We start from the raw sequence: 17,243 nt of genomic DNA, 5'->3' as shown, positions 1-17,243 counted from the left end.
TCTCCTTCATCCTTTGATGCACACGAGCGGCACGAGCTTGGCCACTTTGCGCGCAAGCCCGGCGCGATCGGCCGCATCGACCACGGCGCTCACGTCTTTGTAGGCATCGGGCGCCTCTTCGGCCACGCCGCGAAACGAGGGGCTGCGCACGATCACCCCGCGGCGCGCGAGCGATTCGACCACTTCCCTTCCCTGCCAGCGCTTGAGCGCCTGCTGCCGGCTCATCGCCCGGCCCGCGCCGTGGCAGGCCGAGCTGAACGCGAGCGCCTCGCTCTCTGTGGTGCCGACGAGCACGTAGGAGGCCGTACCCATGCTGCCCCCGATGAGCACCGGCTGGCCCACGGAACGCAGGGCTTCGGGCAGCTCGGGATGCCCCGGACCGAAGGCGCGCGTGGCCCCCTTGCGATGCACGTAGAGCGTGCGCCGGCGCCCGTCGACCTCGTGCGTCTCTACTTTGCAGGTGTTGTGCGAGACGTCGTAGAGGAGCGGCAGCGAGAGGCCGGGGAAGAATTCGGCGAAGACGCGGCGCGTGAGGTGCGTGAGGATCTGGCGATTGGCGAGCGCGCAATTGATCGCCGCGCGCATCGCTCCAAGATACCGCTGCCCGACGGGTGAGGTGATCGGGGCGCAAGCCAACTCCCGATCCGGCAGAACGATGCCGTGGCTCTTTGCCGCGAGCGCCATCTCCTTGAGATACTCGGTGCCGATCTGGTGCCCCAGGCCGCGCGAGCCGCAGTGGATGCTCACCACCACCTGGTCGCGCACCAGGCCAAAGGCCGCCGCCGTGGCCTCGTCGTAGAGCTCGGCCACACGCTGCACTTCGAGGTAGTGGTTACCCGAACCGAGCGTGCCCATCTCCTCGCGCTGACGCTTCTTCGCCTGCGCCGAAACGGCCTTGGGATCGGCTCCGGCCATGCAGCCGTGCTCCTCGATGCGCTCCAGGTCGGCCGCTTCGCCATAGCCCTGCGCCACCGCCCAGCGTGCCCCGCCGCGCAGCATGGCGTCCATCTCGGAATCCGATAGCCGGATCTGACCCGTGCTGCCCACCCCGGCCGGAATCGCCGCAAAGAGGGCTTCGGCCAAGGGTTCCTGAACTGCGAGGATCGCATCGACCGACAAACCCGTGAGCAGGCAACGCACGCCGCAGCTCACGTCGAAGCCGACGCCGCCGGCCGACACGACGCCGCCTTCGTCCGGATCGAAAGCGGCCACTCCTCCGATGGGAAAGCCATAGCCCCAGTGGGCGTCGGGCATGGCGTAGGAGGCGCGCACGATGCCGGGCAGCGTGGCGACGTTTTCCGCCTGCTCGCGCACCTTGTCGTCCATCGCCTGCAACAGCGCCTCGTCGGCGAAGATCTCCACCGGTACGCGCATCGCCCCGCGCGGCGCGAGCCGCCAATGACAGGGGCCGAGTCGTTCGAATCCTTTTAGGTTCATGGCTCGTCTCCCTATACGTCCACGACGCATTGTGCGATCCATTCTTCCCCTTGTCGCGCCACCTGGAGCGCGGTGAACGTCGCTCCTTTCGGCTCGACCGCCGGCTGGTGCCGCGACCGATCCACCGGTTCGCCCCAGGCGGTGGCTTCCAGCCGATCGCCTTCGAGGCGCACCTCGTAGCGGGAAAAGAGCATGTGGCGCGTGGCCATCTCGTAGATTAGGGCATTGAGCCAGTCGACGAGAAGGAACTCCGGATCGGGCGCCTTGCAGCGGATCGTCACCGGTACGCGCGGCGCGACGAGGGCCGGGTCGGTGACGATGGCCGTGAGCGCGAGTGCCGCCTGCGCGAACGCCTCCGCGAGCGTGGCGCCGTGCCCCCGCACGCCGATGTCCGCTTCATGTTCGAAGTGTTCCCAAGCGCTCATGGCTCTCCTCGATGCCCCAGAGGGGACGCATCTTGCGGCCATCCCCCCGAAACCTGCGCCGCCTGCAGCAGGCGCCGTGCCAGATTGCCACACACCAGCTCGCACAGGGCATAGACCGAGGGATCGGCGATGCGGTAATAGACGGTCGTGCCCTGGCGCCTGCGCTCGAGCAGTCCATGCTTGGTCATGAGCGAGAGGTGGCGCGAAATGTTGGCTGCAGTATAGCCGCAGCGCTGCGCGATTTCACCGACGCTGCACTCCCCCTCCTGCAACAGGTTGAGGATGTGCAGGCGCGTGGGCTCGGAGAGTACCTGGAAGTAGCTGGCCACCTGCGCCATGATCTCGGGAGGAATTTTTTCCATGGACGGGCTCCGTTGTAGCAGTCGATGTCGCGATTCGAACACTACTTGACTATTTAGTCAAACAGTTAAATAATGAATTTAAGGGATGCTCAACGGAGAAAAATATGGCACTGAGGCGCATCGCCCTGCTGGCGTTCCTTGCCGGCATGCTGAGCCATGGCGCGGGGCTGCTGGCGGCGCCCGAGGCAGAACTCGAGGCCGTACCCGTGCAAGTCGAGCGGGAGTCCGCGCGCCACAGCGCCGAGGGCACGGTCGAGGCGGTGCGCGACACGTTGATGACGGCGCAGGTGGCCGGGGTGGTCGTCGCCCGGCCGGCGGAAGTGGGGCTGCGCGTACGGGCCGGTGAAGAACTGGTGCGCATCGATCCGCGCGCCGCCGAGGATCAGGCCGCGGCCAGTGCGGCCCAGGTCCAGGCCGCGCGTGCCGAGCTCCAGGTCGCTCTCAAGGAATACGAGCGCCAGCGGCGCCTCTTCGAGAAAGCCTATATCAGCGAGGCGGCGTTCGACCGCGCCCGCGCCCAGCGCGACGCGGCCCAGGCGCGCGTGGCCGCGCTCGAGGCGCAAGCCAAAGCCGTGCGCACGCAGGCAGGATACCATCGGGTCACCGCACCCTACGACGGCATCGTGAGCGAGGTGCCGGTAGTGCTGGGCGAGACGGCACTTCCCGGCCGGCCGCTGGTGCGTCTCTACGATCCGGGCGCGCTGCGCGTCACCGCCGTCGCCGCCCAGAGCGAGGCGAGCACCCTGGTACCGGGAGGAACGGTGGACGTGGAAGTTCCCGGCTTTCCTGTCTTGCATCTTCCCGCCGAACGGGTGCAGATCTTTCCCGCGGCGGATCCTTCCACCCACACGGTCCAGCTGCGTCTGGCGCTTCCGTCCGAGGTACATGGCCTCAAACCGGGGCTCTTCGCGCGGCTCTCCTGGCGCAGCCCGGGCACGGGCGAAGGACGGCGTTTCCTCGTGCCGGCGAGCGCCGTGGTGCGCCGCGCCGAAATGACCGGCCTCTATGTGCTCGATCGTGACGGCAAACCCATACTGCGGCAAGTGCGTCTGGGGCGAACCGAGGGCGAGCGCATCGAGATCCTCAGCGGGGTCGATGAAGGCGATCGCGTGGTGACGAACCCCGAGCGCGCCGCGAGGGTACGCTGAGATGAGCACGCCGCGCCCGCTCGGCCTCTCCGGTCGTATCGCCGCGCAATTCCAGAGCGCGCAGATCACGCCGCTGCTCGCGCTCCTTGCCGTGCTCATGGGGCTCTTCGCCGTCCTGGTGACACCACGCGAGGAGGAGCCGCAGATCAACGTGACCATGGCCAACGTCCTCATTCCCTTCCCCGGGGCGGCGGTGGCCGACGTCGAACAGATGGTGGCTTCGCCCGCCGAACAGGTGCTTGCCCAGATGGAGGGGATCGAACACGTCACCTCCGTCTCGCGCCCGGGTCTGGCCATCCTCACGGTGCAGTTCAAGGTGGGAGTGCCGCGCATCGTGGCCCTGGTGCGGCTGCACGACACGCTGCGCACCCATACCGATTGGCTACCGCGCGATCTGGGCGTGCTCGAACCGATCATCAAGCCCAAGGGTATCGACGACGTACCCATCGTCACACTCACGCTCTACGCCACCGACCCGCAGCAAGGGGCGTTCGATCTCGAACGCGTCGCTCACAGCATGGAGATCGAGCTCAAGCGGGTACCTGGCACGCGCGAGGTGCAGACGATCGGCGGGCCCGGACGGGCCGTGCTCGTACGCCTCGATCCGGCGAAGATGGCCGGCAGCGGCGTCACCGTCCAGGATCTCCACGCCGCCCTGCGTTCGGCCAACTCCGGCCTGCCGGCGGGGGAACTGGTGCAAGGAGATGCCACCGTCGCCGTGGAAACCGGGCCGCTCCTTGCCAGCGCCGAGGAAGTGGGCGAGCTGGTGGTGGGCGTGCATGAGGGTCGTCCGGTCTTCCTGCGCGAGGTGGCGGAAGTAGAAGACGGTCCGCCGCCGCCCGAACGCTACGTCTGGCACGGCCGCGCCGAGGCAGCGGGCGGGGGGGAATTCCCCGCGGTGACGATCGCCGTCACGAAGAAACCCGGCGAGAACGCCATCGACGTGGCCGAGGCGGTGATCCGTCGCGCCGAAATGCTGCACAACACCATCGTGCCCGCCGGGGTGGAGATGACGGTGTCGCGCAACTATGGCGTCACCGCCAACGACAAGGCACAGACGCTCATCAAGAAACTGCTCTTCGCCACGGCCTCGGTGGTGGCGCTCGTCTTCTTCGCCCTGGGGCGACGCGAGGCGGCCATCGTGGGGCTCGCCGTGGTGCTCACCCTCATGGCCACGCTCTTCGCCTCCTGGGCCTGGGGGTTCACGCTCAACCGCGTCTCGCTCTTCGCGCTCATCTTCTCCATCGGCATCCTGGTCGACGACGCCATCGTGGTGGTGGAGAACATCCACCGCCACCACCTGCTGCAACCGGACGCGCCGCTCGCGCGCCTCATCCCGGCCGCGGTGGACGAGGTGGGCGGGCCGACCATCCTCGCCACCCTCACGGTGATCGCGGCGCTGCTGCCCATGGCCTTCGTCACCGGCCTCATGGGCCCCTACATGAGCCCCATTCCGATCAACGCCAGCATGGGCATGCTCATTTCGCTCGCCATCGCCTTCACCGTCACGCCTTGGCTGTCGCGCCTGTGGTTGCGCGGACACGGCCAGGCGAAGACCGGCCTCGGCGAGCGCATCACCCCGCTCTTCGAGCGCATCTTCCGGCCGCTGCTCGACGAGCGGCGCGGAGCAAGGAACCGGGGGCTACTCGCCCTTTTCACGCTCGCAGCGATCGGGGTATCGCTCGCGCTGCCGGCCACGGGGCTCGTCCTCATGAAGATGCTGCCCTTCGACAACAAATCCGAATTCCAAGTGGTCGTGGACCTTCCCGCCGGCACGCCGCTCGAGCGCACCTCGGCGGTGCTGCACGAGTTAGGTGCGTTTCTCGCCCGCCAGCCCGAGGTGACCGACTACCAAGCCTATGCCGGCACCGCCTCGCCCATCAATTTCAACGGACTAGTGCGCCAGTACTACCTGCGCGCCGGCGGCGAGGTCGGCGACATCCAGGTGAATCTGGTCGACAAGCATCTGCGCCACGAACAGAGCCACGCCATCGTCACCCGGCTGCGCCCGGCGCTGCAGGAGATCGGGCGGCGCATGGGCGCCAACGTCAAGGTGGTGGAAGTGCCGCCGGGCCCGCCGGTGCTCTCGCCCATCGTCGCCGAGATCTATGGCCCGGAGGCCGCCGGGCGCAGGGCCGTGGCCAAGGCCATGCGCGCCGTGTTCGAGCGCACCGAGGGCATCGTCGACATCGACGACAGCACGATCGCCGAGGCGCCGAGAAAACTCCTCCTCGTCGACCGGCGCAAGGCGGCGCTGGCCGGCATCTCGCAACAGGCGATCGTCACCACCCTGCAGGCGGGGCTGGCCGGACTGCCGTCGACCTACCTGCACGACGCGAGCAAATACCCGGCCCCGGTCGTGCTGCAGCTGCCCGCCGAAGCCCATGGCGAGCTGGACGCGCTGCTGCGGCTCGCCGTGCGCGGGCCCGACGGGCGGCTCGTGCCGCTGCGAGAGCTCGTCACGGTGAGCGACACGCTGCGCGAAGAGCCCATCTACCACAAAGACCTCCTGCCGGTGGTCTATGTCGTCGGCGACATGGCCGGACACATCGATAGTCCCCTCTATGGCATGTTCGCCATGCGCGGGGCGATCGGCGAGATCGTCGCTCCCGACGGGGGCCACCTCGAGGAGCACTTCATCCGCCAGCCCGAGGATGCGCTGCGCGGCTATGCCTACAAATGGGATGGCGAATGGCAGATCACCTACGAGACCTTCCGCGACATGGGTGCCGCCTACGCCGTGGGGCTGATACTCATCTACCTGCTGGTGGTGGCGCACTTCGGCTCCTATCTCGTGCCGCTCGTCATCATGGCGCCGATTCCGCTCACCCTCGTCGGCGTGATGCCGGGACACGCCCTGCTCGGGGCGCAATTCACCGCCACCAGCATGATCGGCATGATCGCGCTCGCCGGCATCATCGTGCGCAACTCCATCCTGCTCGTCGACTTCATCCGGCTGCAAGTGAGCGAGGGCGTGCCGCTCGAGCGAGCCATCGTGCGCTCGGCGATCACGCGCGCCCAGCCGATCCTGCTCACGGCCCTAGCGGCCATGATCGGCGCGTTCTTCATCCTCGACGATCCGATCTTCAACGGCCTGGCGATCTCGCTCATCTTCGGCATCTTCGCCTCGACCCTGCTCACCCTCGTCGTCATCCCCACCCTCTACTACATGGCTTATCGCCGTTCCCGTCCCAACCAAGGAGAACCATCATGACGTCCTGGCGCATCGTCCGCATCTTCGCCGGCACTTTCATCCTCGTCTCGCTGCTCTTGGGCGCGCCCGCGAGCCCGCTGTTCATGAGCCAGTGGTGGCTCGCCTTCACCGCTTTCGTCGGCCTGAACCTGCTGCAGAGCGGATTCACCCGGTGGTGCCCCTTGGAAATCATCCTGCGCAAGCTCGGCGTGCCGGGCGGCTGTTGAAACCGGAGGACGCCGCGATGCGCCTGTCTCCCTGGTCGGCCCTGTTGCTCGCCCTGCCGCTGCCCGCGGCGCATGCCCTCGACTTGATGCAAGCCTGGCAGGCGGCGCGAGAGCACGACCCTCGCATGGCGATGGCGCAAGCTTCGCTGGAGGCCGGCCGCACGCAGCGCGAACAGGCGAGCGCCCTGTGGCGCCCGTCGGTGAGCGTGGGCGGCGGCGCGGGGGTGCGTTCGCTCGAATCCGACACCAAGGGCGCCTATTTCGCGGCCCCCGGCATGACGCCTTCGCGGCACGTCACTTTCAAGACCTCGATCGACAACGGCACCGCCACCCAGTGGAACGTCACGGCGCGCCAGCCACTCATCCATGGCGAGCGCTCGGCACAGAGCAAACAGCTCGCGCTCGGCGCGGACGCCGCCGAAGTGCAATGGCAAGGCGAGCGCCAGGAATTGATGCTGCAGGTGGTCGAGAGTTACTTCCAGCTCGTCGTGGCCGAACGCCGGCAAGCGTTGCTGCGCCGCCAGCTGGACGCGGTGGAACGGGCGCTCGCCGAGGCCAAGGATCGCTACGCCGCCGGTGACCTGCCCATCCTCGACACGCACGAGGCCACCGCCCGCGCCCGCACCCTGCAGGCGCAGCTCGTGGCCGCCGAGAGCGAACGGGAAGTCGCACAAGCGGCGCTCGCCGACGCCACGGGCCTGGAGCCGGATCGGCTCGACCCCCTGCCGCCTTCGGCCAGCGTCTTGTCCCCCGAGCCGCTCGAACCGCTGGCACACTGGCAGGAGGCGGCGCTCGCCGCCAATCCCCTGCTGCGCCTGGCGCAGGCCAAGGTCGAGATCGCCCACAAGGAAGTGGAGAAATACCGCGCGGCGGCCGATGCCACGGTCGAGCTCGTCGCCCAGGCCGGGCGCGACTACGTGAGCGGCGACGGCGATTACGGTTCGTCCAGCATAAACCAGACGCAGCACGTGATCGGCGTGCAGGTCAATGTCCCCCTCTACACGGGGGGCTATCGCAGCGCCAAGCTGCAAGAGGCGCTCAAGCTCGAAGACCGCGCCCGGGCCGAGCTCGAATGGATACGCCAGCAGGTGGGGCAACAGGTGCGGGCCGCCTGGCTCGCCGTGCAGACGGCCCATGCGCGCGTGACCGCGCTCGAAGAGGCGGTCACGGCAAGCGAGGCGCGCCTCGACGCCACCCGGCTCGGACACGAAGTGGGCGATCGCACCACGCTCGATCTTTTGAACGCCGAGAACGATCTCGACGCAGCGCGGCTCGCGCTGCTGCAGGCACGCACCGAGGTTTTGCAGAACCGGCTGCGGCTGCAGGCGCTCGCCGGGCGGCTGGACGAAGAACGGCTCGCAGCGGTCGACGCCGCGTTGCAACGCTGAGCACCCGAATGGAAAAAGCCCCGGCTTTTGGCCAGGGCTTTCTCGGTGAAACTGGAGCGGGAAACGAGACTCGAACTCGCGACCCCGACCTTGGCAAGGTCGTGCTCTACCAACTGAGCTATTCCCGCGTAGATTCTGGAGGCGCGGGCCGGAATCGAACCGACGTCCAAGGATTTGCAGTCCTCTGCATAACCACTCTGCCACCGCGCCGCAGACGCCGATTCCTTACGGACTCGCGCCCGAAGTAACCGCTTGGAGCGGGAAACGAGACTCGAACTCGCGACCCCGACCTTGGCAAGGTCGTGCTCTACCAACTGAGCTATTCCCGCTCGCGAGAAGCGCAATTATAAAAAACCCCTCAGCAAAGTCAAGAGGCCATTTGGCGGCGGCGGAACATCACGGCGCCTTCCATCTCCATCACCACCTCGTCGTTCTGGTTCAACACTTCCCAGCGATGGCGTACGAGACCGATTCCCGGCTTGCTGGCAAGCGGGCGGGCTTCGAGGACGGTCAGGCGAACGCGCAGCACGTCACCCGGACGAACGGGTTTGAGCCAGCGCAGATTGTCGATGCCCGGAGAACCCACGCTTGCGGCTTCCAGCATGAACGCGTCGCAGATCATGCGCATCGCCAAGGCGCAGGTGTGCCACCCGCTGGCGATCAGTCCGCCATAAGGCGATTGGCGAGCCGCTTCTTCATCGACGTGGAAGGGTTGGGGATCGTACTGGCGGGCGAATTCGATGATCGCTTCCTTGGTTACTTCGACCCCTCCAACCTCCTGGACGCTACCAGGGACGAAATCTTCCCAATAATATTTGTATTCCTTGGCCATGAAAATCTCCTCCAAGCTCAAAAACCGTGGAATTGAGTAAACTCCTCGAGCGCGGCCCGCTCGGTGATGAATGCGTTCTCCGGCGCCGCGGGGTCTTCGTGACCAAGGGCGATGCCACACAGTACGATCTCTTCCGGCGGGATGGGCAAATGGCGGCGAATCACGTCGTGATACCAGGCGAATGCCGCTTGGGCGCAGGTGTGCAGACCGTGAGCCCGCGCCGCGAGCATGACGTTCTGGATGAACATGCCGGTGTCCATGTAGCTACCGGTGCTCAGGCGCCGGTCGAGGGTGATGAACATGCCGACCGGCGCATCGAAGAAGAGGTAATTACGCAACATCTGCCGCTCACGCGCCGCCTTGTCGTGCCGGTCGATTCCCAGCGCCGAATAGAGACCATAGCCGCACACCCGACGACGCGTGGCATAGGGTTCGAACCAGTTGCTCGGGTAGTAATCGTATTCTGCCTGATGCTGCTCCGGCTCCTTTTCCGCCGCTTCATAAACGTCACGGCAGAGCCGTTCGCGCGCTTCGCCCGCGACGACGTAGACCTTCCACGGTTGGATGTTGTTGCCGCTGGGGGCCCGCTGCGCGACGCGCAGGATCTCCTCCACGGTCTCGCGCGGCACGGGAGTTGGCAGGAATTTACGCACCGACTTGCGGCTGAGGATCGCTTCTTCGACGTTCATCGAGTTTCCTTTGCTAGGCAAACATGGGGTAGCCAAGTGTACAACGATAATCGAATTCGATCGAACGATTATCTCGCCCCCGTCTGCCACATCTTCTCCAGCCGCTTGACGCTCACCGGCACCGGCGTCTTCAGTTCCTGGGCGAAGAGCCCCACGCGCAGCTCTTCGAGCAACCAGCGAAACTCCTCGAGAAAGGCCGAAGGCCGGCCTTTGGCCTCCCGCCAGGCGCGCTCCCAGGGGCCGGCCACTTGGCGCCAGGACTGGGCCCATTGCCGGTCGCGGGCGGGATCCTTCTGCAATTTGTCGAGGCGCACGCCGATCGCCTTGAGGTAGCGCCCGTAGTGTTGCAGCCGCTCCCAGGGAATCATCGCAAGGAAACGCGGCGGGAAGAGCGCCGCGAGCTGGGCTTCGACGTCGGCGACGACCTCGGGATGCGCCCGGCGCAGCGTCTCCAGACGTTTCTCGAGCGCACGGCGTTCGGTGAGCCACTGCGCGAGCAAGCGCATCAGCTCCTGCGCCACCAGCACCAGGCGTTCCTTGCCCGCGGTCACGCGCGCGGCAAAAGCCTGCGCGTCGCGCGGCAGCTCTCCCTCGAGGCAGACGCGCGTGAGGCTTGCCTCGATCACCGCCTCGCGTAGTTCCGCCTCGTTGCCATACGGCATCCAGGCGATGGCGAGCGCCCGCCAGTCGGGATGGCGCTCGATGGCCCGCACCGCCTCCTTGAGCGCGAAACGCAGCAGGCGCAGCACGCCGCGCCGGTGTATGGCCTCGGCCTCTTCCTCCGTGTCGCAGGCGCGCAGCCGCACTCCATCGCCCACGTCCTCCAGCGCGGGAAAACCGATGGCGGTGACGCCGTCGATCTCCACTTCGACGAGTTCCGGCAGGGTGCCAAACTCCCAGGAGGTTGCCTTGGTTGGCGTCGGGACGCGGCTTCCCTCCATCCCCGCGGCGGATGAAGGAGCCGCGCGCTTGCCGTGCGCTCGCGCTACCGCCGCCACGCCCGTATCGCCCTCGTTCGGGGACGAAGGCGCTCCCATGTCCCCCGCTTTGGCCGCGAGCAAACCTCCCAGTTCGGCAAAACGCGAGCGCACCGTCTCGCCCAGCTGCGCACGCAACTCGGTGAGCGAACGCCCCTGCGCGAGGATGCGCCCGTCCGGCCCCTCGACGCGGAAGTTCATGAAACAATACGGCGGCAAGGATTCGGGACGGAACGCCGCCTCGGGCGTGGGCAGTTGCGTGCGTGCTTCCACGAACGCGCGCAGCGCTTCGAGCAGCGGCCGATCGGCGGCGATTTCGCCCGCCTCGACGGCGGCACAGAACGCCTTGGCCTGCTCCGGCAGCGGCTGCAGGCGATGGCGGTGTTTCTGCGGCAGCGTCTTCAGCAGCCGCAGTACCTTGTCCTCCAAAAGCCCCGGCACCAACCACTCGCAGCGCGCCGCCGGCACCTGGTTGAGCAAGGCAAGCGGCACCACCAGCGTCACCCCGTCGTCCTTGGCCGCCGGATCGTGCTTGTATTCGAGCGCGAGCGGCTGACCGTAGAGAAGGAAGGCGGAAGGGAAGCGCTCGGTGGTGACGCCGGCCGCCTCGTGCCGCATGAGCTGCTCGCGCGTGAGATAGAGCAGCTTGGGCGCACCGCGCTCGGCCTGCTTGCGCCAGGACTCGAAACTCGCCAAATCGACCACGTCCTGCGGGATCAGATGGTCGTAGAAGGCTTCGATCAGGGCAGTGTCGACCAGCACGTCGGGCCGGCGCGTCTTCTGTTCCAGGCGCTCGATCTCCTCAACGAGGCGCAGGTTGTGCTGCAGAAACTTCATGCGCGACAACGCGGCCGGTTCCACCTCGCCCGCCACCAGCGCCTCGCGGATGAAGAGCGTGCGGCACAGGGCGGGATCGACGTCGCGGTAGGGCACGGCGCGCTGCGCGTAGATCGGCAGCCCGAAGAGGGTGCCCCGCTCCCAGGCGCGCACTTCGCCCATCCTCTTCGCCCAGTGCGGCGCTTCCAGCTGGCGCCGGATGAGGTACGGCGCCACTTCCTCGATCCAGGCCGGCTCGATGCGGGCGACGCAGCGCGCATAGAGGCGCGTCGTCTCCACCAGTTCGGCGGCGAGCACCCACTTCGGCCCGCGCTTGGCGAGCGGCGAGGACGGATGGATCCAGAAACGAATGCCGCCGGCGCCGAGATAACTCCCGGCCTGAGGCCCGCTCGCATCCTCCTGTTTCAACCCGACGTGACGCACGAGGCCGGCGATGAGCGCCTTATGCACCGCCTCATAGCCGGCCGGCTGCTCGTTCTCGCGCCAGCCGTGTTCGGTGACGAGCGCATGCAGCTGGGTCCAGACGTCGCGCCACTCACGCATGCGCAGCCAGGAGAGGAAATGCGCCCGGCACCACTGACGCTGCTTGTTCGTCGACTCGTGCCGCTCGAGCTCGCGCCAGGTCTTCCACAGGTTGAGGTACCAATAAAATTCCGACTGCGCCTCGCGCTCGCGCCCGCGAAAGAGGGCGTGCTTCTGGTCGGCCTGGGCGAGCTGCTCGGCGGGACGCTCCCGCGGATCCTGCACCGACAGCGCCGCGGCGAGCACCAGCATCTCGGCCAGGCACCCGTACTGCCGCCCGGCCACGAGGAGCCGCCCGATCTTGGGGTCGAGCGGCAGCGCCGCCAGCGCCCGGCCTACTTCGGTGAGCGTGCGGGTGTTGGCATCGAGCGCGGAGAGTTCCACCAGTTCGCGCACGCCATCTTCGATCGCACGCGGCGCCGGCGGATCGAGAAAGGGGAATCCCTCGATCTCGCCCAGGTTCAGCGCCTGCATGCGCAGAATCACGCCGGCAAGCGACGAGCGCAGAATCTCGGGATCGGTGTGCGCCGGACGGGCGGCGAAGTCTTCTTCCGTGTAGAGCCGGAAACAGACTCCGTCCATCACCCGGCCGCAGCGTCCGGCGCGCTGGTTGGCCGCCGCCTGCGAAATGCGCTCCACCCGCAGCTGCTCGACCTTCTGCCGCGGCGAATAGCGCTTGACCCGCGCCAATCCCGTGTCGATCACGTAGCGGATGCCCGGCACGGTGAGCGAAGTCTCGGCCACGTTGGTGGCGAGCACCACCCGAGGCAGGGCCCCGCGGCGGAAGACGCGCGCCTGCTCCTGCGCCGACTGGCGGGCGAAGAGCGGCAGAATCTCGAACCCGCCGCGCACCGCCGCCCGGCGCTCCAGCGCCTCCTTGGCCTCCCGGATTTCGCGCTCTCCGGGCAAGAAGACGAGAATGTCCCCCGGTCCCTCGCGCCAGGCTTCCTCGACGCAGGCGACGATCCCATCGAAGAGATCGCGCTCCTCGGCGGCAGCGCGCGCCGCGCGCTTTCCATCCCTCTCATCCCCTTCGAACACGGCGAGATCCTCCCCGTCGATCGCCTCCACCGGACGGTAACGGATCTCGATCGGATAGAGCCGCCCGCTCACCTCGAGGATGGGAACGTCGCCCGCCACCGGCGCGAAATGCGCTGCAAAGCGCTCGGCGTCCATCGTCGCCGAGGTGATCACCACTTTGAGATCCTCGCGGCGTGCGAGCAGGCGGTGCAGATAACCGAGCAGAAAGTCGATGTTGAGGCTGCGCTCGTGCGCCTCGTCGATGATGATGGTATCGTAGCGTGACAGCCACGGGTCGCTCGCCGTCTCGGCCAGCAAAATGCCGTCCGTCATCAGGGTGATGTACGATTCGGGCGAGGTGCGGTCGTGGAAACGCACCTTGTAGCCCACGTCCCGCCCCAAAGGGGAACCCAGCTCTTGGGCGATGCGCTCGGCCGTGGCGCGCGCGGCGATCCGGCGCGGCTGGGTATGCGCGATCTGCCCGGCGATGCCGCGCCCGGCGGCAAGGCAGATCTTGGGCAGCTGCGTCGTCTTGCCCGAACCCGTCTCGCCGCAGACGATCACCACGCGATGGGCGCGGATCGCTGCCTCCAGCTCGGCGGCGCGCTCGCTCACCGGCAGATCGGGCGCGCAAGGCGCTGCGGGACGGCGGGCGCGGCGCGCTTCCCAGGCGGCCTGGGATCGCTCCAGGCGCTGGGCGATCTGGTTCGCGAGCCGCTGGCGCGCTTCGCCCTTGGCGCGACGCAGACGTTTGAGGAGCGCAAGGATCGGTCCGCGATCCTGCGACAGACAGCGGCTCAGGTCGAGGCGGGCTGCCTCACGCAAAGATTCAGCAGATTCGACGAGCACGGGCAGTGTGTTGGACAAGCTCGGAAAAATCGATGATTGTGCCGCAAAAATGCGGCCAAAGGCAAAATTACCCCAACGAAGACCGCAGAAAACTCAGGCAGGTTCCCGCCTTCGCGATGCATCCAACACGCCAAGGCGGCCCGGCCGCGCTAGAATCGCGCTTTTGGCATTCCCGGACGTCGGTATCGTGAGCGATTTCACTCCTCCTTCCCATTTCATCAAAAACGCCATCGACGAAGACCTCGCGGCCGGCCGGTACCGCGAGGTCGTCACGCGTTTCCCGCCCGAGCCCAACGGCTACCTGCACTTCGGTCATGCCAAGTCCATCGTGCTCAATTTCGGCCTGGCCCGGCTCTATGGCGGGCGCTGCCACATGCGTTTCGACGACACCAATCCCAGCACCGAGAGCATGGAATACGTCGAAGCGATCCTGGAGGCGGTGCGCTGGCTCGGTTACGACTGGGGCGAGCACCTGCACTTCGCCTCCGATTACTTCGAGACCATGTACCGTTGCGCCGAGGTCCTCATCGAGCGGGGCCTGGCCTATGTCGATTCCTTGCCGCCAGAGGAGATCCGGGCGCTGCGCGGCACGCTCACCGAACCCGGGCGCGACAGCCCCTACCGTAACCGCAGCGTGGAGGAGAACCTCGCGCTCTTTCGCCGCATGCGCGCCGGGGAATTCCCCGACGGGACGCACGTGCTGCGCGCCAAGATCGACATGGCGAGCCCCAACCTCAACCTGCGCGACCCCATCCTCTACCGCATCCGGCACGTCTCGCACTACCGCACGGGCGATGCCTGGTGCCTCTACCCCACCTATACCTACGCGCATCCCATCGAGGACGCCATCGAGGGCATCACGCATTCGCTGTGCACCCTCGAATTCGAGGATCAGCGCCCCTTCTATGAGTGGCTGCTGGAAGCGCTCGCCGAAGCCGGCGTTTTCTCCCGCCCCTTGCCGCGCCAGATCGAGTTCGCCCGCCTCAACCTCGAATACGTCGTGCTCTCGAAGCGCAAGCTCATTCAGCTCGTCGAAGAGCGACACGTGGCCGGCTGGGACGACCCGCGACTGCCGACGCTTGCCGGCGGACGTCGGCGCGGCTACACGCCCGAGGGCTTTCGCCTTTTCTGCGAGCGCATCGGTGTGAGCAAGGCCGACGGCTGGATCGGCTACGAAGTCCTCGAACAGGCCATGCGCGACCACCTCAACGAAGCGGCCGAGCGGCGCATCGCCGTGCTCGACCCCCTGGAGCTGGTGATCGACGATTTCCCCGAAGGGCACGTCGAATGGTGCGAGGCGCCCAATCACCCGCTCGACCCGGAACGGGGCAAGCGGCGCATCCCCTTCACCCGCCGGCTGTGGATCGAGCGCGGCGACTTCATGGAAACGCCGGTCAAAGGTTTCCATCGCCTCACGCCCGGGGCCACGGTACGGCTGCGCTACGGCTATGTCATCGAATGCACCGGCTGCGACAAGGACGAATCCGGGCGGGTGGTGCGCGTACACGCCCGCCATTTCCCCGATTCCAAAAGCGGTACGCCCGGCGCCGATCGTTACAAGACCAAGGGCAACTGCCACTGGCTGTCATGCGATCATGCGATCGAAGCCGAGATCCGGCACTACGACCGGCTCTTCCGCCACCCCCGCCCCGGCACCGAACCCGGCCCGGACGGCGCGCCGCGCTCCTTCCTCGAAGACCTCAACCCCGAATCGCTGCGTTGCTACCGCGCCTTCGTCGAACCCCAGGCGGCGCAGGTCCCCCCGGAGACGCGTTTCCAGTTCGAGCGCCACGGCTACTTCGTCGCCGACCGCTACGACCACCGCCCCGAAGCGCCGGTGTTCAACCTCACCGTCGGGCTGAAAGACACCTGGGGAAAAATTCAGCGCTGAACTTCCTGCCTCGACGAGAGGTCTCATCCAACGTCATTGCATCGCCTTTTGACGGCAAAGCACCGCGCCTGCCGTCAAAACGCGTACAATAGCGCCGTTTGTCCGAAGTCAAGAGGGTCGTTCGTTCGATGATGTCTGCTGCCGATCGCTGTGTCGATGAATTCCGTTTCCGTTTCGGCCGCCGCGGCCCCGAGCTGGTTCCCATCATGCTCGGCGGGATGGGCGTCGACATCTCCAACGCCGACCTCGCCCTCGAGATCGCCCGCCTCGGCGGCATCGGGCACATCTCGGACGCGATGGTGCCCACCGTCACCGACCGCCGCTACGACACCACGTACACCAAAGAAAAACTCAAGCGCTACAAGTATAACGTCAAGAGCCTCGACAAGTCGGGCGTGAAATTCGACCTCGGGCTCTTGGCCGAAGCGCAGAAGATGCACGTACTGCGCACCATGGAGCGCAAGCGCGGCCCCGGGCTCGTCTTCATCAACTGCATGGAGAAGCTCACGATGGCCGCGCCCAAGGAAACGCTCAAGGTGCGGCTGGAAGCGGCGCTCGATGCCGGCATCGACGGCATCACCCTCTCGGCCGGGCTACACCTGGGCTCGTTCGCGCTCATCGAAGAACATCCGCGTTTCCGCGACGCCAAGCTCGGCATCATCGTCTCCTCGGTACGCGCCTTGCAGCTCTTCCTGAAAAAGAGCGCGCGTACCCGGCGGCTACCCGATTTCGTGGTGGTGGAAGGGCCGCTCGCCGGTGGGCACCTCGGCTTCGGCCTCGACTGGGCGCGCTACGACCTGCGCAGCATCGTGCTCGAAGTGCTCGACTACCTGCGCCGCGAAGAACTCGACGTTCCCGTCATCCCCGCCGGCGGCATCTTCACTGGTACCGACGCCGTAGAATTCCTGGAAATGGGCGCAGCCGCCGTCCAGGTCGCCACGCGCTTCACCGTCACCAAGGAGTGTGGCCTGCCCGACCGCGTCAAGCAGGAATACTTCAAGGCCAACGAAGAGGACATCGAGGTCAACACCATCTCGCCCACCGGCTACCCCATGCGCATGCTGAAATCCAGCCCTGCCATCGGCTCCGGCATCCGCCCCAACTGCGAAGCCTTCGGCTACCTGCTCGACGCGAACGGCCACTGCGCCTACATCGACGCCTACAACCGCGAAGTCGAAAAGAACCCGCACGCCAAGACGATCCACGTCTGGGACAAAACCTGCCTGTGCACCCACATGCGCAACTTCGACTGCTGGACCTGCGGGCACTACACCTACCGGCTGAAAGACACGACGCATCGCCTTCCCGACGGCAGCTACCAGCTGCTCACCGCCGAACACGTGTTCAACGATTACCGCTACAGCAAGAATCACGAAATCGCCCTACCGCCGCGGGAAACGGAACCCGCCCCCATCGCGGCCGGCTGAAGAGGCGCAGGGCAACGCC

General features: G+C 66.8%; 12 protein-coding genes and 3 tRNA genes. 6 read left to right on the top strand and 9 right to left on the bottom strand.

Annotated elements, in window-relative coordinates; all coding sequences use genetic code 11:
* Positions 1-6 precede the first annotated feature (6 nt).
* Genes EPD81_RS05025 through EPD81_RS05015 form a run of 3 tightly spaced genes read right to left on the bottom strand, consistent with a single transcriptional unit; the run spans position 7 to position 2,224 of the window.
* Complete coding sequence (locus EPD81_RS05025) at positions 7-1,437, bottom strand: RtcB family protein (protein ID WP_142804360.1); 1,431 nt, start codon at positions 1,435-1,437, stop codon at positions 7-9.
* Positions 1,438-1,448: 11 nt separating this feature from the next.
* Positions 1,449-1,862: an archease gene (locus tag EPD81_RS05020; protein ID WP_142804359.1), complete on the bottom strand. Its 414-nt coding sequence runs from the start codon at positions 1,860-1,862 to the stop codon at positions 1,449-1,451.
* Positions 1,859-2,224 carry a helix-turn-helix transcriptional regulator gene (locus tag EPD81_RS05015; RefSeq protein ID WP_142804358.1) on the bottom strand — a complete coding sequence of 122 codons (366 nt, stop codon included), beginning with the start codon at positions 2,222-2,224 and terminating at the stop codon, positions 1,859-1,861. The genes EPD81_RS05020 and EPD81_RS05015 overlap by 4 nt, the downstream gene beginning before the upstream one ends.
* A 104-nt stretch (positions 2,225-2,328) precedes the next feature.
* On the opposite strand from EPD81_RS05015, the gene EPD81_RS05010 reads away from it, so the two are divergent.
* From EPD81_RS05010 to EPD81_RS04995, 4 genes are read left to right on the top strand one after another with little or no spacing between them, the layout of a single operon-like run.
* The gene (locus tag EPD81_RS05010; protein ID WP_142804357.1) at positions 2,329-3,372 is read left to right on the top strand and encodes an efflux RND transporter periplasmic adaptor subunit; all 1,044 of its coding nucleotides are present in this window, start codon (positions 2,329-2,331) and stop codon (positions 3,370-3,372) included.
* Position 3,373: 1 nt separating this feature from the next.
* Positions 3,374-6,586 carry an efflux RND transporter permease subunit gene (locus EPD81_RS05005; protein WP_142804356.1) on the top strand — a complete coding sequence of 1,071 codons (3,213 nt, stop codon included), beginning with the start codon at positions 3,374-3,376 and terminating at the stop codon, positions 6,584-6,586.
* Positions 6,583-6,792 (top strand): DUF2892 domain-containing protein, encoded by a 210-nt coding sequence (locus EPD81_RS05000; protein WP_142804355.1) that lies wholly within the window; start codon positions 6,583-6,585, stop codon positions 6,790-6,792. Before EPD81_RS05005 ends, EPD81_RS05000 begins: the two co-directional genes overlap by 4 nt.
* A 17-nt stretch (positions 6,793-6,809) precedes the next feature.
* Positions 6,810-8,180 (top strand): TolC family outer membrane protein, encoded by a 1,371-nt coding sequence (locus tag EPD81_RS04995; protein WP_142804354.1) that lies wholly within the window; start codon positions 6,810-6,812, stop codon positions 8,178-8,180.
* Positions 8,181-8,232: 52 nt separating this feature from the next.
* On the opposite strand, the gene EPD81_RS04990 is transcribed toward EPD81_RS04995, so the two are convergent.
* The 6 genes from EPD81_RS04990 to hrpA all read right to left on the bottom strand — a co-directional run bounded on the left by EPD81_RS04990 (position 8,233) and on the right by hrpA (position 13,924).
* Positions 8,233-8,308, bottom strand: a tRNA-Gly gene (locus tag EPD81_RS04990).
* An 8-nt stretch (positions 8,309-8,316) separates the two neighbouring features.
* A tRNA-Cys gene (locus EPD81_RS04985) sits at positions 8,317-8,390 on the bottom strand.
* Positions 8,391-8,433: 43 nt separating this feature from the next.
* Positions 8,434-8,509 (bottom strand) — tRNA-Gly (locus tag EPD81_RS04980).
* 38 nt (positions 8,510-8,547) lie between these two features.
* Complete coding sequence (locus EPD81_RS04975) at positions 8,548-9,012, bottom strand: MaoC family dehydratase (protein WP_142804353.1); 465 nt, start codon at positions 9,010-9,012, stop codon at positions 8,548-8,550.
* Between the two features lie 17 nt (positions 9,013-9,029).
* On the bottom strand, positions 9,030-9,701 hold the full coding sequence (locus tag EPD81_RS04970; RefSeq protein ID WP_142804352.1) for a nitroreductase: 672 nt from the start codon (positions 9,699-9,701) through the stop codon (positions 9,030-9,032).
* Between the two features lie 68 nt (positions 9,702-9,769).
* The gene (hrpA, locus tag EPD81_RS04965; protein WP_221929223.1) at positions 9,770-13,924 is read right to left on the bottom strand and encodes an ATP-dependent RNA helicase HrpA; all 4,155 of its coding nucleotides are present in this window, start codon (positions 13,922-13,924) and stop codon (positions 9,770-9,772) included.
* 169 nt (positions 13,925-14,093) lie between these two features.
* Between hrpA and EPD81_RS04960 the strand changes: the two genes are divergently transcribed.
* The gene (locus tag EPD81_RS04960; RefSeq protein WP_221929222.1) at positions 14,094-15,797 is read left to right on the top strand and encodes a glutamine--tRNA ligase/YqeY domain fusion protein; all 1,704 of its coding nucleotides are present in this window, start codon (positions 14,094-14,096) and stop codon (positions 15,795-15,797) included.
* A gap of 131 nt (positions 15,798-15,928) precedes the next feature.
* Positions 15,929-17,224: a nitronate monooxygenase gene (locus EPD81_RS04955; protein WP_142804504.1), complete on the top strand. Its 1,296-nt coding sequence runs from the start codon at positions 15,929-15,931 to the stop codon at positions 17,222-17,224.
* Positions 17,225-17,243 lie beyond the last annotated feature (19 nt).

The sequence above is a fragment of the Tepidiphilus sp. J10 genome, assembly GCF_006980785.1.
Classification (GTDB): domain Bacteria; phylum Pseudomonadota; class Gammaproteobacteria; order Burkholderiales; family Rhodocyclaceae; genus Tepidiphilus; species Tepidiphilus olei.
Note: the sequence above shows the minus strand (reverse complement) of the source record. Positions and strands in the feature narration are given on the sequence as shown.